Below are 17,462 nucleotides of genomic sequence, written 5' to 3'. Positions count from 1 at the left end.
AGCCTTTGACTTCCGTGACCGTGATCCCGGAGACGCCGATTGCCGACAGGGCTTCGCGCGCCTCATCGAGCTTGAACGGCTTGATGATTGCGGTAATGAGTTTCATGAATTTTTCTCCCTGGTGGCGCAAATCGGTGTCTGCTGCTCTCGACGAGCTCCCGTGCGCTCGAGTTGTCAATTCGTTTCATCTTCTTCGCACTGCAGGAAGCGCATGGAAAGGTCGATCCTGGATGATCTGTGGCGATCCGCCTAAAGACATAGGGGTGTGTCGTGCTAAAAATCGGGAGATGTGTTTGTCACAAATGACAAACGAGACGCCTTACCTCGCCCGGTCTCGATCATAAAATTCAGTCTCGGTGGCGCCTGTGTTTCTCTTGGTGCCCTAATGTGCACGTCAACGATGTTTTCTTTTGCGGTTGAGTGAGATCAGACATCGTCGAGTGGACACGCCTGTCACACGTGCCCAATCGACGTGAACTGTTATTGCCATTTATCCGCAGGCCAAAAAAGGGAACTGCGACGCAAACATTGTCCGTCAAATATCGTCGGAACATTTAACTCCAGGCGCTGCTTTTTTTGACTCACATTGCCATGCTGCGAGAGGTTGAGCCCAGCGTGATCCAGGCGCCCAGTCCGCACTGGGCGCTCATCAAGTTATGGGACGACACGATGGACGGGAATAGTCACCAGCGGCGAGACGTTCTTGAAAGGTGGACTCAGACATTCCGGATCAGATAGCGACCGGACCCTGTATAGGAGGAAATGTGTTCAAACTGCTCACCATCTTTGGCAGGTGGCTCAGTCGAACGAGGTTGCGTCTTTGCAACGCATGCGCTTCCCCTTCCGCCCGCTCTAGCGAGCTTGACCGCCATTCGCTTGATGAACAGAGAAAGGGTCTATGGTTCTAAGCGCAATTTAATCTGTGCTCCGGTCAAAGAAGTCGTAAATAACACATACCCAAAAAGAATTTTGCGGCGCTATATATCGATGACGTTATATGCACAATTCCTATGCTTCGAATCTTCTAGATCTCACAATGATCTATGCCGTAACATGCATGTCCCCGGGACCGGACTTTGTCAACGTCACTTCACTCGCACTCAACGCTAGAAAAAACGGCGTATTTGCGGCTGCGGGAGTCGCCGTAGGCTGCACTCTTTGGTCGACAGCGGCGGTCTTTGGGCTCGATTTTCTAACAAACAATCTTGCACCGTTCATCCATCTGATCAAACTGGTCGGGATGTCGTACCTGGTCTATCTTGGGTCACGATCTGTGCTCGGCGCCTTCTCTCGCAGGCAAATCGTGACGACATCGATGCCAGCGGACAATGCTTGGGCTTCGCTACGTAGGGGGTTTGTCGGTGATGTAACGAACCCGACACTCATGATATTTTTCGGAAGCCTTTTTGCATCCACGCTGCCCAAGGGCGCGCCATGGTGGGTGCGCTGCGCATCGGTTTTCATCATCACCTCGATAGCGGGAACGTGGCATCTCATCGTGGCTGTCGTCTTTTCCATCCGCTCAGCCATCTCGATCTATGAAAGAATCCGTCGGCCTATCGATGTCGCACTGGGTGGCATCCTCATTTTGTTGGCGCTTCGCCTCGCTTTTCATAACTAACAGCCATGATGGGATCGCAGTGCGGATTGTTGCCCCAGCCCCAGGGCAATCGTGGCGCGTTGTTACTCGTAAAGTTCGACTTAAGGCTTCGCCATTCAGAAGGGGACACGATTGATAGTTGGGAAAGGACACGTATGGAAGCAGGTAGCGGGCTATCTGACTACAGATGGGATGCAACGCCGATGGACCGTCACGCATGGATCGAGGCGACCCTGGCTCATGGCTGGAAGTGCCGATTCGACGCTCACCGATCCGGTCCGTCGTCTATCGATACTGTGCACGCCGGTCATACCAGAATTGTGAACATTGTTGCTTCGTGGCAGTCGGTATCGCCGCTCCTGCATCGCATCAGCGCCCCCTGGAACAGTGAGGATCTGATAGTGAAGGTCGTAAGAAGGGGCGTGCTGTCAATTGAACAGCGGGCGCATACGAGAACGTTTGGCCCCGGCGACATTGCCGTGCTCGATCCGCAGCATGCGTTCAACGAGTCGATGGGTGAACCGATGTGCATGTCGGCGCTTCGCCTTCCAAAAGTCGCGTTACGCGAGCGCGGACTGCGTCACCGCTTTCCGGTGGTCTTTAGTCCGAATCCGTCGTCGCCAGATGTCGGCGTGGTACGTGACGTCTTGCTTACTCTGGCCTCTCAGGCGAGCAAAGCGGGCGAGCGGTTACGCGCCCGGCTTGGCGACCAATGTCTCGATCTGATGGAGGTGTTGCTCAACGATGGCAACGCCGCAGCCTCGGCTCGGTCGAACACGGTGACTGTGCTTCGCGCGAAACAGCTTATCGCGCGCCGCATAGGGGATCCCGATCTGAGCGTCGACAGCATTGCAGCCGAGCTCAACATCTCGCCGCGCAGTCTCATGCGCGCGCTGCAAGCCAACGGGCTGTCGGCGATGCGCTACGCGTGGTCGCTTCGGCTTGAGCATGCGGCACGGCTGCTCCCCGAGACGTTGCAAGGTGAAATTCAGCTGGTCGCGTACCGATGTGGCTTTGCGAGCCCGGGTCACTTTAGCCGCGCATTCAAGGAACGTTACGGAATGACGCCGCGCGAATATGCGGCAACTTATAAGGCTGCGAGCGTCGATCCGCTTGACCGGGCGAAGGCCGCGCAGGGAACCGGGACGGCTTGAATCGGGGGTTCCGCGGCGCGAACGTTGGCAACCTCGGCGACAGCAACGGCTCACGCGGATGGTGAGACCGTGTCCGATTACGTGTGACGACGTGGTCTCAATGACATGTCGTTTTTGCAATCGCTATAGTCGGTGTGCCGCATAGTCAGCCGCAGATTGCGTGCGGACCACCGGGTGCCCGCCATCTGTCTAGAGCTCAATCGCTTCCAGCGCCCGCTGTTCGTCGTCGCTCGGCTGTGCCGGACGCACCTTGGGCACGACCAGTGGCAGGTTCACGTGAGCCGCCACTAAACCCCGCGGACCCTGGCTGGCCATCGCGTGTGTGATAGCCGAGCCCCAGTCGGCTGTTCTGGAAGAACGGCTATACGAAAACGGGGTTGCGCGATCTCCCTGAAGGTCATGGAGATCGGCGAGGGCTCCTTTTACAACACCCTGAAGAGCAAAAAGGAACTCTATCTGAAGTGTCTGCAGCGCTATGACGACAACGTACTCAGCACGCGCAGACACGCTTTACTGTCTGCGCCCACAGCGGCTGCGGGAATTCGCGCATTTTTCAGTCTTGTGCTCGATTGTCTGGATGACCCCCGTACACCGTCTCGTCTTTGCATGATAGCTGCAATGGTCGACGAAGAAGTGCCGTCAGAACCCGATTTGCGAAAATGGCTGCGAACGCTCTGGAAGGTCTAAAAGGAGTACTGAGCGAATGCCTGAGGCTGGACCTCGACAACGGGGTGCTGCCACCCTCGCTGGATTCGCAGGTTACCGCGTCGGTTGTTGCCACATACTTGCAAGGCGTCTGGCGTCTGGCGCTCGTGGACTACGATCGTCCCAGCTTTGAGCAGCAGGTCGATACCTTCTTGACGGGCTTGGGCCTCTAGACCTGACACTCCGCTAACTGCGCTGCGAGGGAATAGTTCTTCGTCTCATGTGTTGTGAGACGGCGTACATTGCCGCATTTCACGTCGGCTTGAACGAGTGTTCAACCCCGCAGAAGGAATTTATGCCTAGACCGCTTGGTTCGATGGAATACGTGTTCTGGTTGCTGAACAGAAGCGTCGGCAACCAGATCGTGCTTGCAGCGGAAATAGAAGGGACCGCGACCGCCGAAACATGGCGTCATGCTTTCGATGCGCTGCGTCGCCGCCATCCGTTGTTGTCGGTCCGGCTTCCTGCCACATCAAGCGGCACGCCTTACATGGAGGTGATGCCTGACCAGTCGATTCCCCTGCGTCACGTCGTTGATGCGGACTGGACAGCCGAAGGTGTCGCCCCGGAATGGCTGAACCGCGCTATCGCGCATGAGTTGAATGAGCCGTTCGACACCGACGTTGCACCGCTGATGCGCGCGGTGCTTGCGACAGGTCCGCGACAGTCGGTGCTCATTCTCGCCTGCAATCATGCAATCAGCGATGGCATTTCGCTTTCGTACTGCATTCGCGATCTGCTGAAGGCTTTGAACGGCGAGGTTCTCGAGCCAATGCCGCTGCCGTTGTCGGGCGATGAGTTATGCGGAGACGCACCGCCTCAGCCGCGTGGCGCGCCGATTTCGCTTGAAGGTATACGTTTCCCACGCGATGTTGTTCCAGTCGTTCAACGGCTGAGTCTTTCGCGAGAGCTGACACAGTCTCTCGTGCAGCGTGCCCGCGCCGACCGTACAACACTACATGGCATGTTATGCGCAGCATTGCTGCATTCGGGCAGAAACGCGACGCCGGAATGGCGCGAGCGGCCCGTGGTGATTCTTTCGCCGGTCGACATGCGCCTCCAGTGGGGCATCGAGGATGACTGCGGCTGCTTCCTGACAAGTGCGGCCGCCTCCCTGGGCCCAGCTCCAGACCAGACGCTATGGGAGACTGCGCGCGCTGCTGTCGCCGGTTTGAATGCCGCGGCAGCCCGCGAATCGGTTCGCGAGTCCACGCGTCGTTTGCGCGATATGCTCGAAGGTGGCCTCGACGCCGCCGGTGCGGTACGGCTTCGCCAGACTGCCATCGCGCGCGACGTGATGGTGACGAATCTGGGCAATATTCGCTTCGACCCGACTCTGGGTCCATTCAGGCTGACCGCGCTGTGGGGCCCGCTTGCGATGTCAGGCTACCCTGGCAACCATACCGTGGGTGTCTCGACCGTGAACGGCAATGCGTCCCTGACGCTTGCAAGTCGCGTCCCGCCTCCTCGTTTTCTCGAATACGCAAGGGATTTGCTGTTTGATGCGTGTGCGCGCTAACCGCGTGCATGGGGCCTTTGTCGCCACCGATGCCGATGCCGCTAGTCCGAGCGTCTTTGCGCGAGATCGACATACAAGACTCTCGTCACCCGATGCGCAACCGCAACCAGTCAGGATGCCGTCTGCTTCGCGCCGGTGCCGCCCGGATCGGCCTGATTGACGAGACTGGCGTGAACACGCGGCTTGATAAGCGCTTCAGGTCGAAGTGCTTCATCGAGTTGAGCCTCGGTCATCAGACCCCGGCGCAAGACCACTTCACGGATCGTCGAGTGATTCGTGTGCGCTTCGGACGCTACCGACGTGGCGTTCTTGTACCCGATGTACGGGTTCAGCGCGGTCGCCAGCGCGAGCGAGCGCTCCATCGTCTGGCGAAGGTGGTCCGCGTTGGCCGTGATGCCGCGAACGCATTTGTCGGCAAGCGTCGTGCAGGCGGCGGTCAGGTGCCTGAAGCTGCGAAACAGCGCGCTCGCGATGATCGGCTCGAACGCGTTCAGTTGCAGTTGCCCGCCTTCGGCCGCGAACGTAATCGTGGTGTCGTTGCCAAACACCTCGAACGCAACCTGGTTCACCACCTCCGGAATAACCGGATTGACCTTGCCGGGCATGATCGATGAGCCCGCCTGCATCGGCGGCAGGTTAATCTCATTGAGGCCCGCTCGCGGACCGCTCGACAGCAGACGCAGATCGTTGCACGTCTTCGAGAGCTTCACGGCGATCCGCTTCAGAATGCCGGAAATCTGGACGAACGCACCGCAATCCTGGGTCGCTTCGATCAGGTTCGGGGCGGTGATCAGTTCGATGCCCGTAATCCGGCACAGTGCTTCGCGAGCTTTTTTCGCATACTCCGGATGTGCGGTGATGCCGGTGCCAATGGCAGTCGCACCAAGGTTGATCTCGCGGATCAGTGTCGACGCTTCCCGTAGACGCGCCATATCTTCTTTGAGCATGACGGCGTACGTCGAGAACTCCTGGCCCAGCGTCATTGGTACGGCATCCTGAAGCTGCGTGCGGCCGAGTTTGAGCAGGCCGGCGAATTCCGTGGCCTTCTCATCGAACGCGTCGTGCAGCCGGACCATCGCTTCGAGCAGATGCCCGATCGCAAAGAACGTGGCGATGCGCAGCGCGGTCGGGTAGACGTCGTTCGTACTCTGCGCGAGGTTCACGTGTTCGTTGGGATGCAGGTAAGCGTATTCCCCCCGCGCATGCCCCATGATCTCTAATGCGCGATTGCAGATCACTTCGTTGGCGTTCATATTGGTCGAGGTGCCGGCACCGCCCTGAATGACGTCGACGATGAACTGGTCGTGCAGACGGCCTTCGCGCAACTCGATACACGCGGCGACGATCGCATCACGGCGTTGCGGCTCGAGCAGTTCAAGTTCCGCGTTCGCTTCCGCTGCCGCCTGCTTGACCGCGGCTAGCGCGATCACCAGATTCGGGAAGGCCGAAACCTGTGTGCCCGAAATCTGGAAATTTTCCGCGGCGCGCAGTGTGTGTACGCCGTAGTACGCCGCTTGCGGCACCATCCGTTCGCCGAGCAGATCGTGTTCGACGCGGTAATTCGGGGTGTTCATGTTGTCTCCGACAGGGGTTTGTGTCTGGTCATCTGGACGATTGGGCAGACAGTTGCCACGAAAGCTCGCCGTCTGCGATAAATGTTTCGATCGATTTGCCCTCACCAAGCGGGACGCTGCGCGGCGCGTCGTTGGGTTCGTGCGTGAGCGTGACCGTGCCTTCGTTCGGTGGGAGGCCGTAGAAGCGGCGACCGTTCTCACTGGCGAACGCTTCAAACCGGTCGATTGCGTTTTCCTGTTCGAATACGGTCAGGTAAGCCTCGAGTGCCGTAGGCGCACTGAAGATTCCCGCGCATCCGCATGCGGCCTCTTTGGCCGCGCGCTCATGGGGCGCCGAGTCGGTGCCGAGGAAGAAGGACGGCGATCCGGAGGTGGCGACACGACGCAGCGCAAGGCGGTGCTGTTCGCGTTTGAGAACGGGCAGACAGTAATAGTGCGGACGCAGGCCACCCGTGAACATCGCATTGCGATTGAACAGCAGGTGCTGCGGGGTGATGGTCGCTGCCAGCCGGCCGCTGCTATCGGCGTCGACGAACTCGGCAGCCTGTTCGGTCGTGATGTGTTCAAGCACGATTTTCAGTGCCGGAAACGTGTCGAGTAGCGGTTTGAGCGTGCTGTCGAGGAACAGCGCTTCCCTGTCGAAGACATCGACGCCGGGATCGGTGCTTTCGCCGTGGATCAGCAGCGGCATGCCCAGTTCCTGCATCACGTCGAGCACCTTCGCTACCTTATCGGTCCCGGTCACACCGTATTCGGCATGCGTCGTCGCTCCCGCCGGGTACAGTTTGACGGCAGTCAGGACGCGCTCGTTGAAGCCCTTCCTGATTTCTTCAGGATCGGTGTTGTCGCACAGGTAAGCCGTCATCAGTGGCTCGAACGTCAAGCTGGCAGGTAAGGCTGCGAGAATGCGCGCACGGTAGGCGCGCGCCGCGCCAACGGTTGTGACCGGCGGCTTGAGGTTCGGCATGACGATCGCGCGGCCGAACTGACGCGCGCTATAGGGCAACACCGCACGCAGCGTATTTCCGTCGCGCAAATGCAGGTGCATGTCATCGGGTCGACGAAGGGTGACAGACTGAACCATGGGAAATCCTCGAACGACGCGGGCGCGTCAGAGATGATCGATAGCGTAGGAGAGCACCCGGACGCCAAGCATGAAGTCTGCGAGATCCATCGCTTCGTGCGGGTTGTGCGAACCGTTCTGGTTGCGGATGAACAGCATGCCGCTCGGGATGCCGGCGCTCGTGAACAGCGACGCGTCATGCCCGGCGCCGCTCGGAACGGTCTCGTACGACGTGCCATTGCGGTCACAGGAGTCGGCGAGCGCCGCGCAGATCGTTTCATCCATCACCGCGGGAGCCGACTCCAGCCGACGGTCGAACTCGAACGTCACGCCCCGCTCGCGCGCAATTGCCTCACACTCGCTGCGCATCAGCTGGTAAAAGTCTTCCAGCGTGTCGTCGCTCTTGCTCCGCGCCTCGAAGCTGAAGTTGACCACGCCCGGAATCCGGGAAATGGAATGCTCTGCGGGATCGGTTCCGACGATGCCGGTCGTTACAACGAGGTCGATGCCGCGTTCGAGCAGCACGCGCCAGTGTTCGTCCAGTCGCGTAATGAGTTCGGCGACCGCGAACATCGCGTCGTGACGAAGCCAGCGCGGCACCGCGCCCGAATGCCCGGCTTCGCCGATACAGGTCACGCGGTTATGGCGTACGTTGCCGCGAATGCCCGGTACGACGCCCAGTGGAATCTTGCGAGCCACCATGATCGGACCCTGCTCGATGTGCAGTTCGAGATAGGCTTTCGCCTTCTTCTTGTCGAACAGTAGCTCTTGCGCTGCGATCGCCGCGGTATCCGCACCGACCTGCTCCATATAGCTCGACAGCGGCTTGCCGGTCGAACGGTGCTTCAGTTTTAAATCTTCGGCAGAGAGCCTTCCGAAGATCGAGCCGGAACCCATATACGCCTTGCCAAACCATGCGCTTTCTTCGCCACGAAACGCGATCACTCGAAGCGGCGTCGCCGACGACTGGCCACGCTGCTTCTGCGCGATCAGGCACAGCAGGCCCGCGATGATCCCTGCGAGACCATCGAAATTGCCGCCTTGCGGCACCGAGTCCATGTGGGAACCGACCCAGATGGATGGGTCCCGTTCCAGGGTGTCCGGGAGACTGAAGATCAGGTTGGCGGCACGGTCGGTTTCGACGTGCAACCCTTCGTCTTCAGCGAACACTTGCAGGTAATTCGCCGTGGCGGTTTCACCTTCGCCATAGCTGGCTCGCGTGACACCTACACCGTCCGATGAAATGTCGCGAATGTCATCGAAGAGCTTTTGAGCGAGCCCGGAGAGAACGAGTATTTCCATGATGCCTGTCCATTTGTGCGATGATGCGGCCGCCGCCGGCGCCTGCTATTGGTGGCCCGCTCTGCGAGCCGCCCGTTTTCCGTTGGGGGATTCACCCGGATTGCTGCGCGAAGCGCAGCCAGCGATCGCTTAGCTGGTGATCGAGCTTCACCTGGCCGGTCAGAGTCCGGATGTTTGCGACGCCCATGTCGTTGCAATAGTCTTCGAGACCGTCGATGATTTTTTGCAGCGTGCCGGGATCGCGGAACGAGGCGGTGCCGACCTGCACGGCACTCGCGCCGGCGAGCATGAACTCAATGGCATCCTCCGCGTTCTGAATGCCACCACAACCGATGATCGGAATGTGGACTGCCCTGTAGCACTGGTGAGTGAAGCGCAGCGCAATCGGCTTGATCGCTGGACCTGACAGGCCGCCCATCACGTTGCCGAGTTTCGGCTTGCGAGTGCGCACGTCGATTGACATACCGAGCACGGTATTACCCATCACGATCGCGTCAGCGCCGGCGTCTTCTGCGGCGTGCGCGATCGCAGCGATATGGCTCGCGTTGGGCGTGAGCTTGACCCAGAGCGGATGATGGGTGCGGCGACGGATCGCGGACACCGCCTTGAAGGTCGTGTCGGCCTGCATCGCGAATGCGATGCCGTCGGCTTCGAGATTCGGACATGAGATATTTGCCTCGATCGCCGCAACCTCGGGCAGCGAGATCTGCTCGCATGCTGCGGCGAACTCGTCGGCCGTGTCAGCCGAGATCGACACGACAACCGGCGTGTCGAACTTCAGGTAGGGCGGCAGCACGTTCTTGCGGTAATGCTCCATTCCCTTGCTCGGAATGCCGATCGAATTGAGCATGCCGCTGTAGGCGTCGCATATGCGCGGCGTCGGATTGCCTGCGCGGGACTTCGGCGACACGCTCTTGACCACCAGCGCGCCGAGACGGCTGAGGTCCAGCGCTTCCTGGTATTCGATTGCAAAACAGCCTGACGCCGGCATGACGGGGTTGCGCAGCACCATGTTGCCAACCCGGACAGTCAAATTAGCCAAATTCCACCTCCCCCACGACCTGGCGGATCGAAAACACAGGACCCTCGCGGCAGACGCGAAGGAATGTGCGGTCGCCATCGCAGTCGAACAGACGCACGCAGGAAAGACAGACGCCCATCCCGCACGCCATTCGTTGCTCCATCGCGACTTCGCCGACGATTTGCGGATAGTCGCCGAGCACACGTTGCAAAAGCATCAACAGGCGGTGCGAACCACAGGTATAAACGGCATCCGGGCGCTGCTCGTCGATCAACCTGCGAAGCAGCACGTCCATCGCTTCGACGGACGACGTTCCGTCTGCGTCGAAGACGCTGTGCACTTCGGCGTTCGCGCCGCGCAGGAATTCTTTTTCCATCAGGTCGGCCTGCGAACGTGCCGACATCACAGCGGTGATGTCGGAGGACGCCTTCGCCGCGAGCTTGATCAGCGGAGCCATCGTTGCCAGACCGACACCTCGCGCGACCACGAGGATGCGGCGATACGCGGGGCTGAAGGTGAACGTGTTGCCAAGCGGCCCCACGATGTCCATGTAGCCGTTTTCTGGCAGGGTTGCCATCGCTCTCGTACCGACGCCGGTGACGTTGTAGAGGAATTCGATTTGACTATCCTCCGGGCCCGCCCCGTAGACGCTCATCGGACGCAGCAGGAACGGCTCATGTTCCAGCGTCGTCGGGCACTTCAACTGGTAGAACTGCCCCGCCCGAGTGATGCGCGCGATGGGCGCGTCCGCTTCCAGACGGATGTACCTGTATCTCGGGTTGACCCAGTGGTGCTCGACGACCTTGCAGCGGTACGAAGCAACGGTGGCGGCGGCTTCGGAGCCGCAGCACGGACTTGCTGACATCATGATGCTCTCTCCATTCTTCAGGAACATCGCGAGTCGCATGCGCAGCGGAGGCTCGCGACAGACAGTCTGGTCATTTCAGTCCCGCTCCCTTCAGTTCGGGGATCAGGAAAATCGTGGCGATGATGTCGATGACATAGAGGCTCGCGAGCAGCGCAATGGCGGTCTGCAGCGAATAGGCCGCGGCGATCCCGCCGACCACAATCGGCCCAAAGCCACCGACCCCGCGGCCAATGTTGAACAGAACGTTCTGTGCGGTGGCCCGGGCTGCGGTCGGGTACGCCTCGGCCATCAGCGCGCCGTAGCCACCGATCATCCCGTTCACGAACATGCCCATCACTGCGCCGGCCCAGAGCATCACGCCCGGATCGGAGAGCCGCGAGTAGATGATCACCATCACTACCGCGCCGGCCTGGAACAGCACGAAGGTAGGCTTGCGGCCGATGCGGTCCGCGAGCTGGCCGAAGAGGTAAACGCCGACCATCATCCCGACGATGGTCACCGAGGTCCAGAGAGCCGACTTCGTGAGACCAAAACCCAGTGTCCTGGCAAGATAGGTCGGCAGCCAGATCATGATGCCGTAGTAGCCGAAGTTCTGGACCGAGCAAAGGATCACCACGCCAAGGCTCGTGCGAGCGATGCGGGCGTCGGCGATCAGCAGCTTGAATGCGTTCGGTGCTTTTGTGGTGCTGGCGGAGCGAACGAACATTTCCGGTTCGTGAAGCCTGGTACGCACGAACCATGCGACGAGCGCCGGGACCACGCCGATCAGGAACATGCCGCGCCAGCCGATATGCGGCAAAAGCGCCGGCGTCAGGAGCGAGGCCGCGAGTCCACCGGTCTGCCAGCCGAGCGCGACGTATGACGTACAGCGTGCGCGCAGCCTGGCGGGCCACGCTTCCGCGGCCAGCGCCATGCCGATGCCGAACTCACCACCGAGGCCGATACCGGCGATCGTGCGATACGTCAGCAGATCCCAGAAGCCCTGCGCGAATGCGCAAAGACCGGTAAAGAGCGCAAAGAGAACAATCGTCCACGTGAGCACGCGAATACGGCCAAAGCGGTCCGACAGCGAGCCGAAGAGTATGCCGCCGCCAACAGCGCCGATCAGTGTCCACGTGACCAGCGCTCCGGACTGCTGCGTGGTCAGATGCAGATCCAGACCGATGGCCGGGAGCATAAAACCGAGAATCAGCAGGTCGAAGCCGTCCATCGCGTAGCCGATCGCCGAGCCAGCCAGCGCTTTCCAGGCGTACGTGTCTGGTCGGTCGTTTGATCCTGCGTTTGACGCAGTGCCGTGTTCAGCTGTATCTGCATTCGCTTCCACTATTTCCTCCGTGGAGACAGTCGTTTCGTGGTCTGGGTGATGGTCGGCACGGCTATTGATGTTCAACCTGACTCGTACATAAATTTAGACTAACAGTGCTACACAAAGGCTTTCGGCTAGCTAAAATTAAGCAAAACACCCTTTTGAAAGGTTGTGTCTTGGATCCGAAGCTCTGTAGCCTCAAGTCAACGTCTAAAAATTTAGATTAGATGCTTCGGGCGCGCCAGGCAAGACATTTGATATACGTGAAAACCCGATGACCGCAACAGGTGGTGATTGTGGTGCAGACCGACACCGCAGGTCCGATCAGGCTGCCCGGCCAGGAACTGTCGGCAAAATGGTGAGCCCAACGAAATCCGCTAGCGCGGAGCTTCCCGCTCATAGGCGGGTGATCATCGAAGGCATCGAACTGCCGAAATCAACGAGACGATAAGCAATGAACAAAAGGGCTATCCGTAACGCCAGCGCTGAGGACATATCCGTTCTCTCAACGATTCGAGACGAGGCGACGGCGTATAAGTTGAGGCAGGACGATCTGGCTTGGGGAAAGAGCGGATGGACGGCCGAAGCGACGCGACGTGCATTGGATCGGGGCGGTTTGTATGTTGTCGAGCAGGACGAATACCCCGTGGCAATTTTTTCACTCAGATGGCAAGACGAAACGTATTGGGGACCGCAGAAGCCTAACGCCGGATACCTGCATGGGCTGTGTGTACGGGATGGCTTTCATGGCATGGACCTCGGCGGCTATGCGGTCGATCGATGTGCTGATCTTGTGTGCGCAAACAACCGCGATCGAATAAGGTTGGACTGCGAACTAAAAAACACAAGGCTATGTGCGTACTATGAATCATTGGGCTTCATCCGCGCGGGAACGAAGCCGTTGCCTGGTGGCTATATCACATCACTCTACGAGCGGATTATTCGCTAGACGGGTACTGGAAATTCATTTGCACCATAGAGGTGCGAGCGGGGCGCGAATTGGGCATCAGCCAGCCGTCGGGTATCTGAGTCAGCACAGATTTGTGCTCGGGCCCTCAAGCGCGGCAGCGTTGGGTTGGACGCTGCGAAAGGGCGGACGCGAAACCGTCTTGCGCGCAGAGGGCCGCTTCACGGCCTCGGTGAATGAAGGTGCGATGGCGGCGGCTGTTGCCGGTCTGGGCATAGTGACAGTCGGTTTGTGGGGATGCCGAAGCGAAATCGCGGATGGACGTCCGGTACAGATACAGGGCGATTGGCAGCTCGAAGCCGTTGAGATCCACGCGGTGTTTCCGCTTGGTGGACCCGCACGTCCAGCGTCGCGTGCGCTAATCGACTATCTGGTGGAGGAGCTACGGCCGATTTCCGTTGGCGCCGGCCCGAAGACACGCAGGTAAGCCGCTGGCAGGTCTGTCGACGTCGGCTTGCAACGCCGAACATGAATAACCGCTTTATCTGCGCAAGCAGGCACAGCGTGTGCGGCAATCCATGGAGCAGTCCTATCCGGGGCTGCGGGCATCTCCCCAGTGGGATCACCGCAACGTTGTTATGAACCTCACTTCTCGTGGTATTGCTGGTCAGCCGCGCCTACTCATCGTCGACGACGCTGCGGATGCGTTGGACGCGTGGGCGCTCCTGCTTCGAACGGAAGGCTTTGCCGTCACGACCGCCACGGGCGGATTGGAGGGCCTGCAGCAAGCCAGGGCGTGCCGCCCTGCGCTGATCATCACCGATCTCATGATGCCTGGAATGGATGGACTCGCACTGTGCCGGGCGCTCAAAGCAGACCCGGTGCTGAAGCCAATACCGGTCATCTTGTGGACTGCAGCGACGATCAGCATCGTCAAGCCTGTATTTGAGTGTTTTCTGTTGAAACCGGCTGCACCGAACATACTGCTCGAGCACATCGTGGCCTTACTTGTCAAAGCGTAAGCGCATCGCGCTTCGGCACAGACGAACCCCTGCGTCTTCGTTGTATGAGTTGTGATTTCGGATGCGACGGCTAGCGCGCCGACCCATGACGATCGGGTGCTTACGCTCGTCACGCCACCACCGGGACGTAAAGGATTCACTGTACAAACACCAGGAAGCGCGTACCATGGGGGTGTCTCCCGATGTCTTGCGCTCGCCTTGGCGACTCCGCCAGCCCGAATTTGAGCGCTAGCCACGCCTATTGCCCAACGGCACGCCGTTGATTCCCCCGGCGATGCGGCCAATACGGTCCGCGTCAGTCCCTTCGCATAAACCACGCCGCGCAACCGCGGCAGCAAAGGTATCTCATGCAAGCCGCCAGGTACGTCTACAAAGGGCTGGAAGTCCAGCCGCTCGTGTATCCGCGTCAGCGCACGCAAGCAGGACTCAGCCGTAGCTACGACGAAGGTTTCGACGCTGCGGTCCGTATCAATGAACCCGGGTTCCGGGAAACGCACGCCCGTAGTCGCGTCTTTGTGCTCGCGGTTGAGCGAGCGTTCGAGAGCAGCGGCGAGGCACGGCGTGCATCGACCGCGTACGCGGAACGTCTGATCGATTCGTGCCCGCCGGGCAAGACGATCTGGGACACAGAAAACTAAAGCCGGTCTGCGCGATACGGCTACCTGACCCATCTACGATACCGGCTTGGGCGCTCCGCCGATATCTGTCTGAACATGGAGCGCCGCCGTCAAAGCAGACGAGTTGCTGCAGGCGCGCTGTCACGAGGTGGATGCAAACGCGTTCCTTCTGTTCACATGGGTTGGTGCGTGTTGGCAAGCCGCATTGAGAGGTCAGATGCGCTTCAATTCCTCGATTTTCCAGATCGACCCGACGCCGCGCCGGGCCGACGGCGAATACATGGCTCACGCGAAAATCAGCTGCAGCCGTGACGGCGGCGGCTCACAGGATATTCACGTGAGTGGGGACCTCGTTGGCTTTGATATGCGCGAGGACGCGGTCAGGTTCGCTACTCAATGGGCGATGGAATGGCTCGAACGACGCTACGGCTAGTGTGGACCTACTCCCCCGTCGTCGCATCGAAGCTCCTTGCCGATACTGACGGGGCGACGCAAGTGCAGTCCGACATCCGATCCACGGCCGTGGCCGAAAGTGCACGGCAAATCCCGTACTTCCTTGTACTGCGAGCCGGACATGAATGCTACGTGCTCGACGTTCATCGCGGACTGATTCGCCGGGGCGCGAGTCAGCTGTTAAAGGTATTCGCTCGCCGACACAGCATCGCGCAGGCACTCGATGAAGCTGTCTGGGACGCGTTCTCCAGTGCCCATGAGTTTTCGGCCGAAGAGCGGGCGACGCGGTGCATGTTCTCATTAGTCGCAGGTAGGGAAACGCCACATCAGCTCGAACTGTTGACGATGCTCTGAACCCACCCACTGAACGCTCGCAATCTCAGGCAGGGGCTCGCCGGGTGGGCCAAACCTATCCTCCAGCGGGAGGCATGATGGCAACGAACGAGTCACTGTTGAATCTGGCCGAGTATCTCGACCTTTCGCTTAATGCGGGAGAGAGTGTCATCATGATGCAGGCATGCCACGATTCCTGCGGGATGTATGTCGGTAACGCGGCCAAGACGCAAAACTTGCTGATCTTCCACGGTGTGATCGCTTCATCGCTTGCTGAAGAAATTCTCCAGTGCACGCGGGTGGGCAGGAACGAAATGGAAATCGCCGGACAGGTATACCGCTTCGTGCGGAGCGTGACGCATTTCGAGGATCGAGGCGCTGTCGTTTTCGCTCCGACGTAGTGCCCGGTCCGATTTGCGAAACACGAGAACAATCTCCATGCATTTCCCCTTGAAGGAGATCTGCCGATGCTGGGCATTTCTGCTCACCACTGCTTAAATAAGGAGCTGAATGACTACCGTAACCTTGAGACCCAACGAGCCGGTGGAGGTCGCGCTGCGTCGATTCAGACGTTCGATTCAGAACACGGGACTCCTTAAGGAACTTCGCGCGCGGACGATGTTCGAAAAGCCCACCGAGCGACGCAAACGCAAAAAGTCCGCAGCCGTGTCGAGGCAACGTAAGCGGAGCCTGCGAGCACTACCGCCGAAAAAAATGTACTAGCGCGGTCGCGCCTGCGGAGACCAGCCAGCCAGAGGCGACCGTATCAGGCATGCCTACCTGGCTGGTGAAAACCACTTCCCGTTGATCTGTTCGTAGGTCCCGTCCTCGTACATCGCGAGCAACGCCTCGTTGATAGGCTTGCGCAATGCACTGCCGTTCGCCACTGCGATTCCATACTTCTCCGGCCGGAATATCGGTCCGACAACGATCAGCGCGCCGTTCCCGCGTTTCGCGGCCCAGTACTGAAGCGTGGGGGCGTCATAAACGATCGCCTGCACGTCGCCTTGCGTGAGCATGCGTATGCCATCGTCGGCTGTGTTGATGTCGACAAATGGCAGGCCGCGTTGAGCAAGGTAGTTGGCAGCGGTGGTGGCGGGGACCGTACCGATCGATTTGCCCGGGAGATCGTCTGGGCCACGGATGTTCGACTGGAGGCGCGCCACGGTCTGTGACGATGTGACGGTGGCAGTCAGTTGAGCAATCAGCACGACACCGATCAACCACATCGCGGGCACGAGCAGACGCTTCAATACGCTCGCCGTTTCGCGTTCGCCGTGCTCACCCGTGGCAATGATCAGCATGGTCACCCACAAACCTTCGCCGATTGCACGGAAATAAGGCTTCCGAAATTGAGGATCCTGTTTCCGCTCGATGAGCCAGATCAGGTTGGCAAGAAGAAAAACGATGGCGACCGCAATGCCCAGCAGCTGAACGATGCCCAGCCACGGGACCGATCTGAGCGTGGCCATGAATGTGCTGTCGTTCTGCGCGCGCACCATGATCTGTAAGCCGGAGTCGAAATAAGGTATCGAGAAATCCACGACTCTTTCCCGTTCGGGGGTCATGGTAATCGCCGCGATCGCGACATCGGCGTCGCCATGCTGCACGGCGGACAGCAACTGAGCCTGTGTCGGCACTTTGACCCACGTGAATTCGACATGCATACGGCGCGCAAGCTCGTTCCATAGATCAACACTAAACCCTTCCGGAACGGCGGTCTGTGGCAACACGAACGGTGCGACCGAAGCAATTGCAACCCGCAGTGGACCATTCGTGACCGCGACCGTTGGAGTAACGCGTGGCGCGGCCGATGCGGGCTGATCGGCGAAGTTTTGGCGAGTGACCGGATCAGGCGATAACGTTGCGGTAGCAACGGTCGTCGACTCGGCTCCGCGTAACGAGGCTGCCGCTTGAGCGGCATCCGAAGCCGGTCCGGTGACTCCCGACGACAGGGTCAGGCAACTCAGTGCGACCAGCCACCGGACTGAATGGCTCATCACGCGTCTCCCGTGGTC

At 59.6% G+C, this 17,462-nt stretch carries 20 protein-coding genes; 12 read left to right on the top strand and 8 right to left on the bottom strand.

Annotation, left to right across the window (positions count from 1 at the left end; translation table 11 throughout):
• The coding region (locus HV796_RS27465; protein ID WP_281369840.1) for a P-II family nitrogen regulator at positions 1–106 on the bottom strand (106 nt) is incomplete at its 3' end.
• An 891-nt stretch (positions 107–997) separates the two neighbouring features.
• Here HV796_RS27465 and HV796_RS27460 point away from each other — a divergent pair.
• The 4 genes from HV796_RS27460 (at position 998) to HV796_RS27445 (ending at position 4,978) form a co-directional block, all read left to right on the top strand.
• Positions 998–1,621: a LysE family translocator gene (locus HV796_RS27460; RefSeq protein ID WP_217478018.1), complete on the top strand. Its 624-nt coding sequence runs from the start codon at positions 998–1,000 to the stop codon at positions 1,619–1,621.
• A 5-nt stretch (positions 1,622–1,626) separates the two neighbouring features.
• Positions 1,627–2,754, top strand: coding sequence for a helix-turn-helix transcriptional regulator (locus HV796_RS27455; protein ID WP_217478017.1), 1,128 nt, complete (start codon positions 1,627–1,629; stop codon positions 2,752–2,754).
• Between the two features lie 659 nt (positions 2,755–3,413).
• On the top strand, positions 3,414–3,632 hold the full coding sequence (locus tag HV796_RS43465) for a hypothetical protein (protein WP_217478016.1): 219 nt from the start codon (positions 3,414–3,416) through the stop codon (positions 3,630–3,632).
• A gap of 122 nt (positions 3,633–3,754) precedes the next feature.
• The gene (locus HV796_RS27445; protein WP_175229637.1) at positions 3,755–4,978 is read left to right on the top strand and encodes a phthiocerol/phthiodiolone dimycocerosyl transferase family protein; all 1,224 of its coding nucleotides are present in this window, start codon (positions 3,755–3,757) and stop codon (positions 4,976–4,978) included.
• Positions 4,979–5,088: 110 nt separating this feature from the next.
• Here HV796_RS27445 and aspA read toward each other — a convergent pair whose 3' ends face one another.
• From aspA to HV796_RS27415, 6 genes are all read right to left on the bottom strand, one after another.
• A complete protein-coding gene (aspA, locus tag HV796_RS27440) occupies positions 5,089–6,552 on the bottom strand; it encodes an aspartate ammonia-lyase (protein WP_175229636.1) in 1,464 nt (487 codons plus the stop codon).
• 28 nt (positions 6,553–6,580) lie between these two features.
• The gene (gene pyrC / locus HV796_RS27435; RefSeq protein WP_175229635.1) at positions 6,581–7,636 is read right to left on the bottom strand and encodes a dihydroorotase; all 1,056 of its coding nucleotides are present in this window, start codon (positions 7,634–7,636) and stop codon (positions 6,581–6,583) included.
• Between the two features lie 27 nt (positions 7,637–7,663).
• Positions 7,664–8,917: an allantoate amidohydrolase gene (locus HV796_RS27430; protein ID WP_175229634.1), complete on the bottom strand. Its 1,254-nt coding sequence runs from the start codon at positions 8,915–8,917 to the stop codon at positions 7,664–7,666.
• Between the two features lie 91 nt (positions 8,918–9,008).
• Positions 9,009–9,959 (bottom strand): dihydroorotate dehydrogenase, encoded by a 951-nt coding sequence (locus tag HV796_RS27425; RefSeq protein WP_175229633.1) that lies wholly within the window; start codon positions 9,957–9,959, stop codon positions 9,009–9,011.
• On the bottom strand, positions 9,952–10,803 hold the full coding sequence (locus tag HV796_RS27420) for a dihydroorotate dehydrogenase electron transfer subunit (protein WP_175229649.1): 852 nt from the start codon (positions 10,801–10,803) through the stop codon (positions 9,952–9,954). The genes HV796_RS27425 and HV796_RS27420 overlap by 8 nt, the downstream gene beginning before the upstream one ends.
• Before the next feature lie 73 nt (positions 10,804–10,876).
• Entirely contained in the window at positions 10,877–12,130 is a 1,254-nt protein-coding gene (locus HV796_RS27415) for an MFS transporter (RefSeq protein WP_246356069.1), read from the bottom strand.
• A 436-nt stretch (positions 12,131–12,566) separates the two neighbouring features.
• Between HV796_RS27415 and HV796_RS27410 the strand changes: the two genes are divergently transcribed.
• The 8 genes from HV796_RS27410 (at position 12,567) to rpsU (ending at position 16,167) form a co-directional block, all read left to right on the top strand.
• On the top strand, positions 12,567–13,061 hold the full coding sequence (locus tag HV796_RS27410) for a GNAT family N-acetyltransferase (RefSeq protein ID WP_175229632.1): 495 nt from the start codon (positions 12,567–12,569) through the stop codon (positions 13,059–13,061).
• Positions 12,976–13,506 carry a LysR substrate-binding domain-containing protein gene (locus HV796_RS27405; protein ID WP_175229631.1) on the top strand — a complete coding sequence of 177 codons (531 nt, stop codon included), beginning with the start codon at positions 12,976–12,978 and terminating at the stop codon, positions 13,504–13,506. Before HV796_RS27410 ends, HV796_RS27405 begins: the two co-directional genes overlap by 86 nt.
• Before the next feature lie 151 nt (positions 13,507–13,657).
• Entirely contained in the window at positions 13,658–14,041 is a 384-nt protein-coding gene (locus tag HV796_RS27400; RefSeq protein WP_175229647.1) for a response regulator transcription factor, read from the top strand.
• 347 nt (positions 14,042–14,388) lie between these two features.
• Entirely contained in the window at positions 14,389–14,679 is a 291-nt protein-coding gene (locus HV796_RS27395) for a hypothetical protein (RefSeq protein ID WP_175229630.1), read from the top strand.
• Positions 14,680–14,875: 196 nt separating this feature from the next.
• Positions 14,876–15,091 (top strand): hypothetical protein, encoded by a 216-nt coding sequence (locus tag HV796_RS27390; RefSeq protein WP_175229629.1) that lies wholly within the window; start codon positions 14,876–14,878, stop codon positions 15,089–15,091.
• Positions 15,067–15,465 (top strand): hypothetical protein, encoded by a 399-nt coding sequence (locus tag HV796_RS43460; protein ID WP_217478015.1) that lies wholly within the window; start codon positions 15,067–15,069, stop codon positions 15,463–15,465. The genes HV796_RS27390 and HV796_RS43460 overlap by 25 nt, the downstream gene beginning before the upstream one ends.
• A 98-nt stretch (positions 15,466–15,563) precedes the next feature.
• A complete protein-coding gene (locus HV796_RS27385) occupies positions 15,564–15,845 on the top strand; it encodes a hypothetical protein (protein ID WP_246356068.1) in 282 nt (93 codons plus the stop codon).
• A 109-nt stretch (positions 15,846–15,954) separates the two neighbouring features.
• Positions 15,955–16,167, top strand: a complete 213-nt coding sequence (rpsU, locus tag HV796_RS27380; protein WP_175229627.1) for a 30S ribosomal protein S21 — start codon at positions 15,955–15,957, stop codon at positions 16,165–16,167.
• A 53-nt stretch (positions 16,168–16,220) separates the two neighbouring features.
• Here rpsU and HV796_RS27375 read toward each other — a convergent pair whose 3' ends face one another.
• Entirely contained in the window at positions 16,221–17,444 is a 1,224-nt protein-coding gene (locus tag HV796_RS27375) for a transporter substrate-binding domain-containing protein (protein WP_175229626.1), read from the bottom strand.
• Positions 17,445–17,462 lie beyond the last annotated feature (18 nt).

Origin of the sequence: Paraburkholderia humisilvae (genome assembly GCF_902859855.1) — a bacterium.
Taxonomy (GTDB): domain Bacteria; phylum Pseudomonadota; class Gammaproteobacteria; order Burkholderiales; family Burkholderiaceae; genus Paraburkholderia; species Paraburkholderia humisilvae.
Note: the sequence above shows the minus strand (reverse complement) of the source record. Positions and strands in the feature narration are given on the sequence as shown.

What these genes read in the sequence shown, in the direction of transcription:
- HV796_RS27460 (WP_217478018.1), top strand. Translation starts at nt 998, where the DNA reads ATGCACAATTCCTATGCTTCGAATCTTCTAGATCTCACAATGATCTAT.
- HV796_RS27455 (WP_217478017.1), top strand. Translation starts at nt 1,627, where the DNA reads ATGATGGGATCGCAGTGCGGATTGTTGCCCCAGCCCCAGGGCAATCGT.
- HV796_RS43465 (WP_217478016.1), top strand. Translation starts at nt 3,414, where the DNA reads ATGGCTGCGAACGCTCTGGAAGGTCTAAAAGGAGTACTGAGCGAATGC.
- HV796_RS27445 (WP_175229637.1), top strand. Translation starts at nt 3,755, where the DNA reads ATGCCTAGACCGCTTGGTTCGATGGAATACGTGTTCTGGTTGCTGAAC.
- aspA (WP_175229636.1), bottom strand. Translation starts at nt 6,552, where the DNA reads ATGAACACCCCGAATTACCGCGTCGAACACGATCTGCTCGGCGAACGG.
- pyrC (WP_175229635.1), bottom strand. Translation starts at nt 7,636, where the DNA reads ATGGTTCAGTCTGTCACCCTTCGTCGACCCGATGACATGCACCTGCAT.
- HV796_RS27430 (WP_175229634.1), bottom strand. Translation starts at nt 8,917, where the DNA reads ATGGAAATACTCGTTCTCTCCGGGCTCGCTCAAAAGCTCTTCGATGAC.
- HV796_RS27420 (WP_175229649.1), bottom strand. Translation starts at nt 10,803, where the DNA reads ATGTCAGCAAGTCCGTGCTGCGGCTCCGAAGCCGCCGCCACCGTTGCT.
- HV796_RS27410 (WP_175229632.1), top strand. Translation starts at nt 12,567, where the DNA reads ATGAACAAAAGGGCTATCCGTAACGCCAGCGCTGAGGACATATCCGTT.
- HV796_RS27405 (WP_175229631.1), top strand. Translation starts at nt 12,976, where the DNA reads ATGAATCATTGGGCTTCATCCGCGCGGGAACGAAGCCGTTGCCTGGTG.
- HV796_RS27400 (WP_175229647.1), top strand. Translation starts at nt 13,658, where the DNA reads ATGAACCTCACTTCTCGTGGTATTGCTGGTCAGCCGCGCCTACTCATC.
- HV796_RS27395 (WP_175229630.1), top strand. Translation starts at nt 14,389, where the DNA reads ATGCAAGCCGCCAGGTACGTCTACAAAGGGCTGGAAGTCCAGCCGCTC.
- HV796_RS27390 (WP_175229629.1), top strand. Translation starts at nt 14,876, where the DNA reads ATGCGCTTCAATTCCTCGATTTTCCAGATCGACCCGACGCCGCGCCGG.
- HV796_RS43460 (WP_217478015.1), top strand. Translation starts at nt 15,067, where the DNA reads ATGGCTCGAACGACGCTACGGCTAGTGTGGACCTACTCCCCCGTCGTC.
- rpsU (WP_175229627.1), top strand. Translation starts at nt 15,955, where the DNA reads ATGACTACCGTAACCTTGAGACCCAACGAGCCGGTGGAGGTCGCGCTG.
- HV796_RS27375 (WP_175229626.1), bottom strand. Translation starts at nt 17,444, where the DNA reads ATGAGCCATTCAGTCCGGTGGCTGGTCGCACTGAGTTGCCTGACCCTG.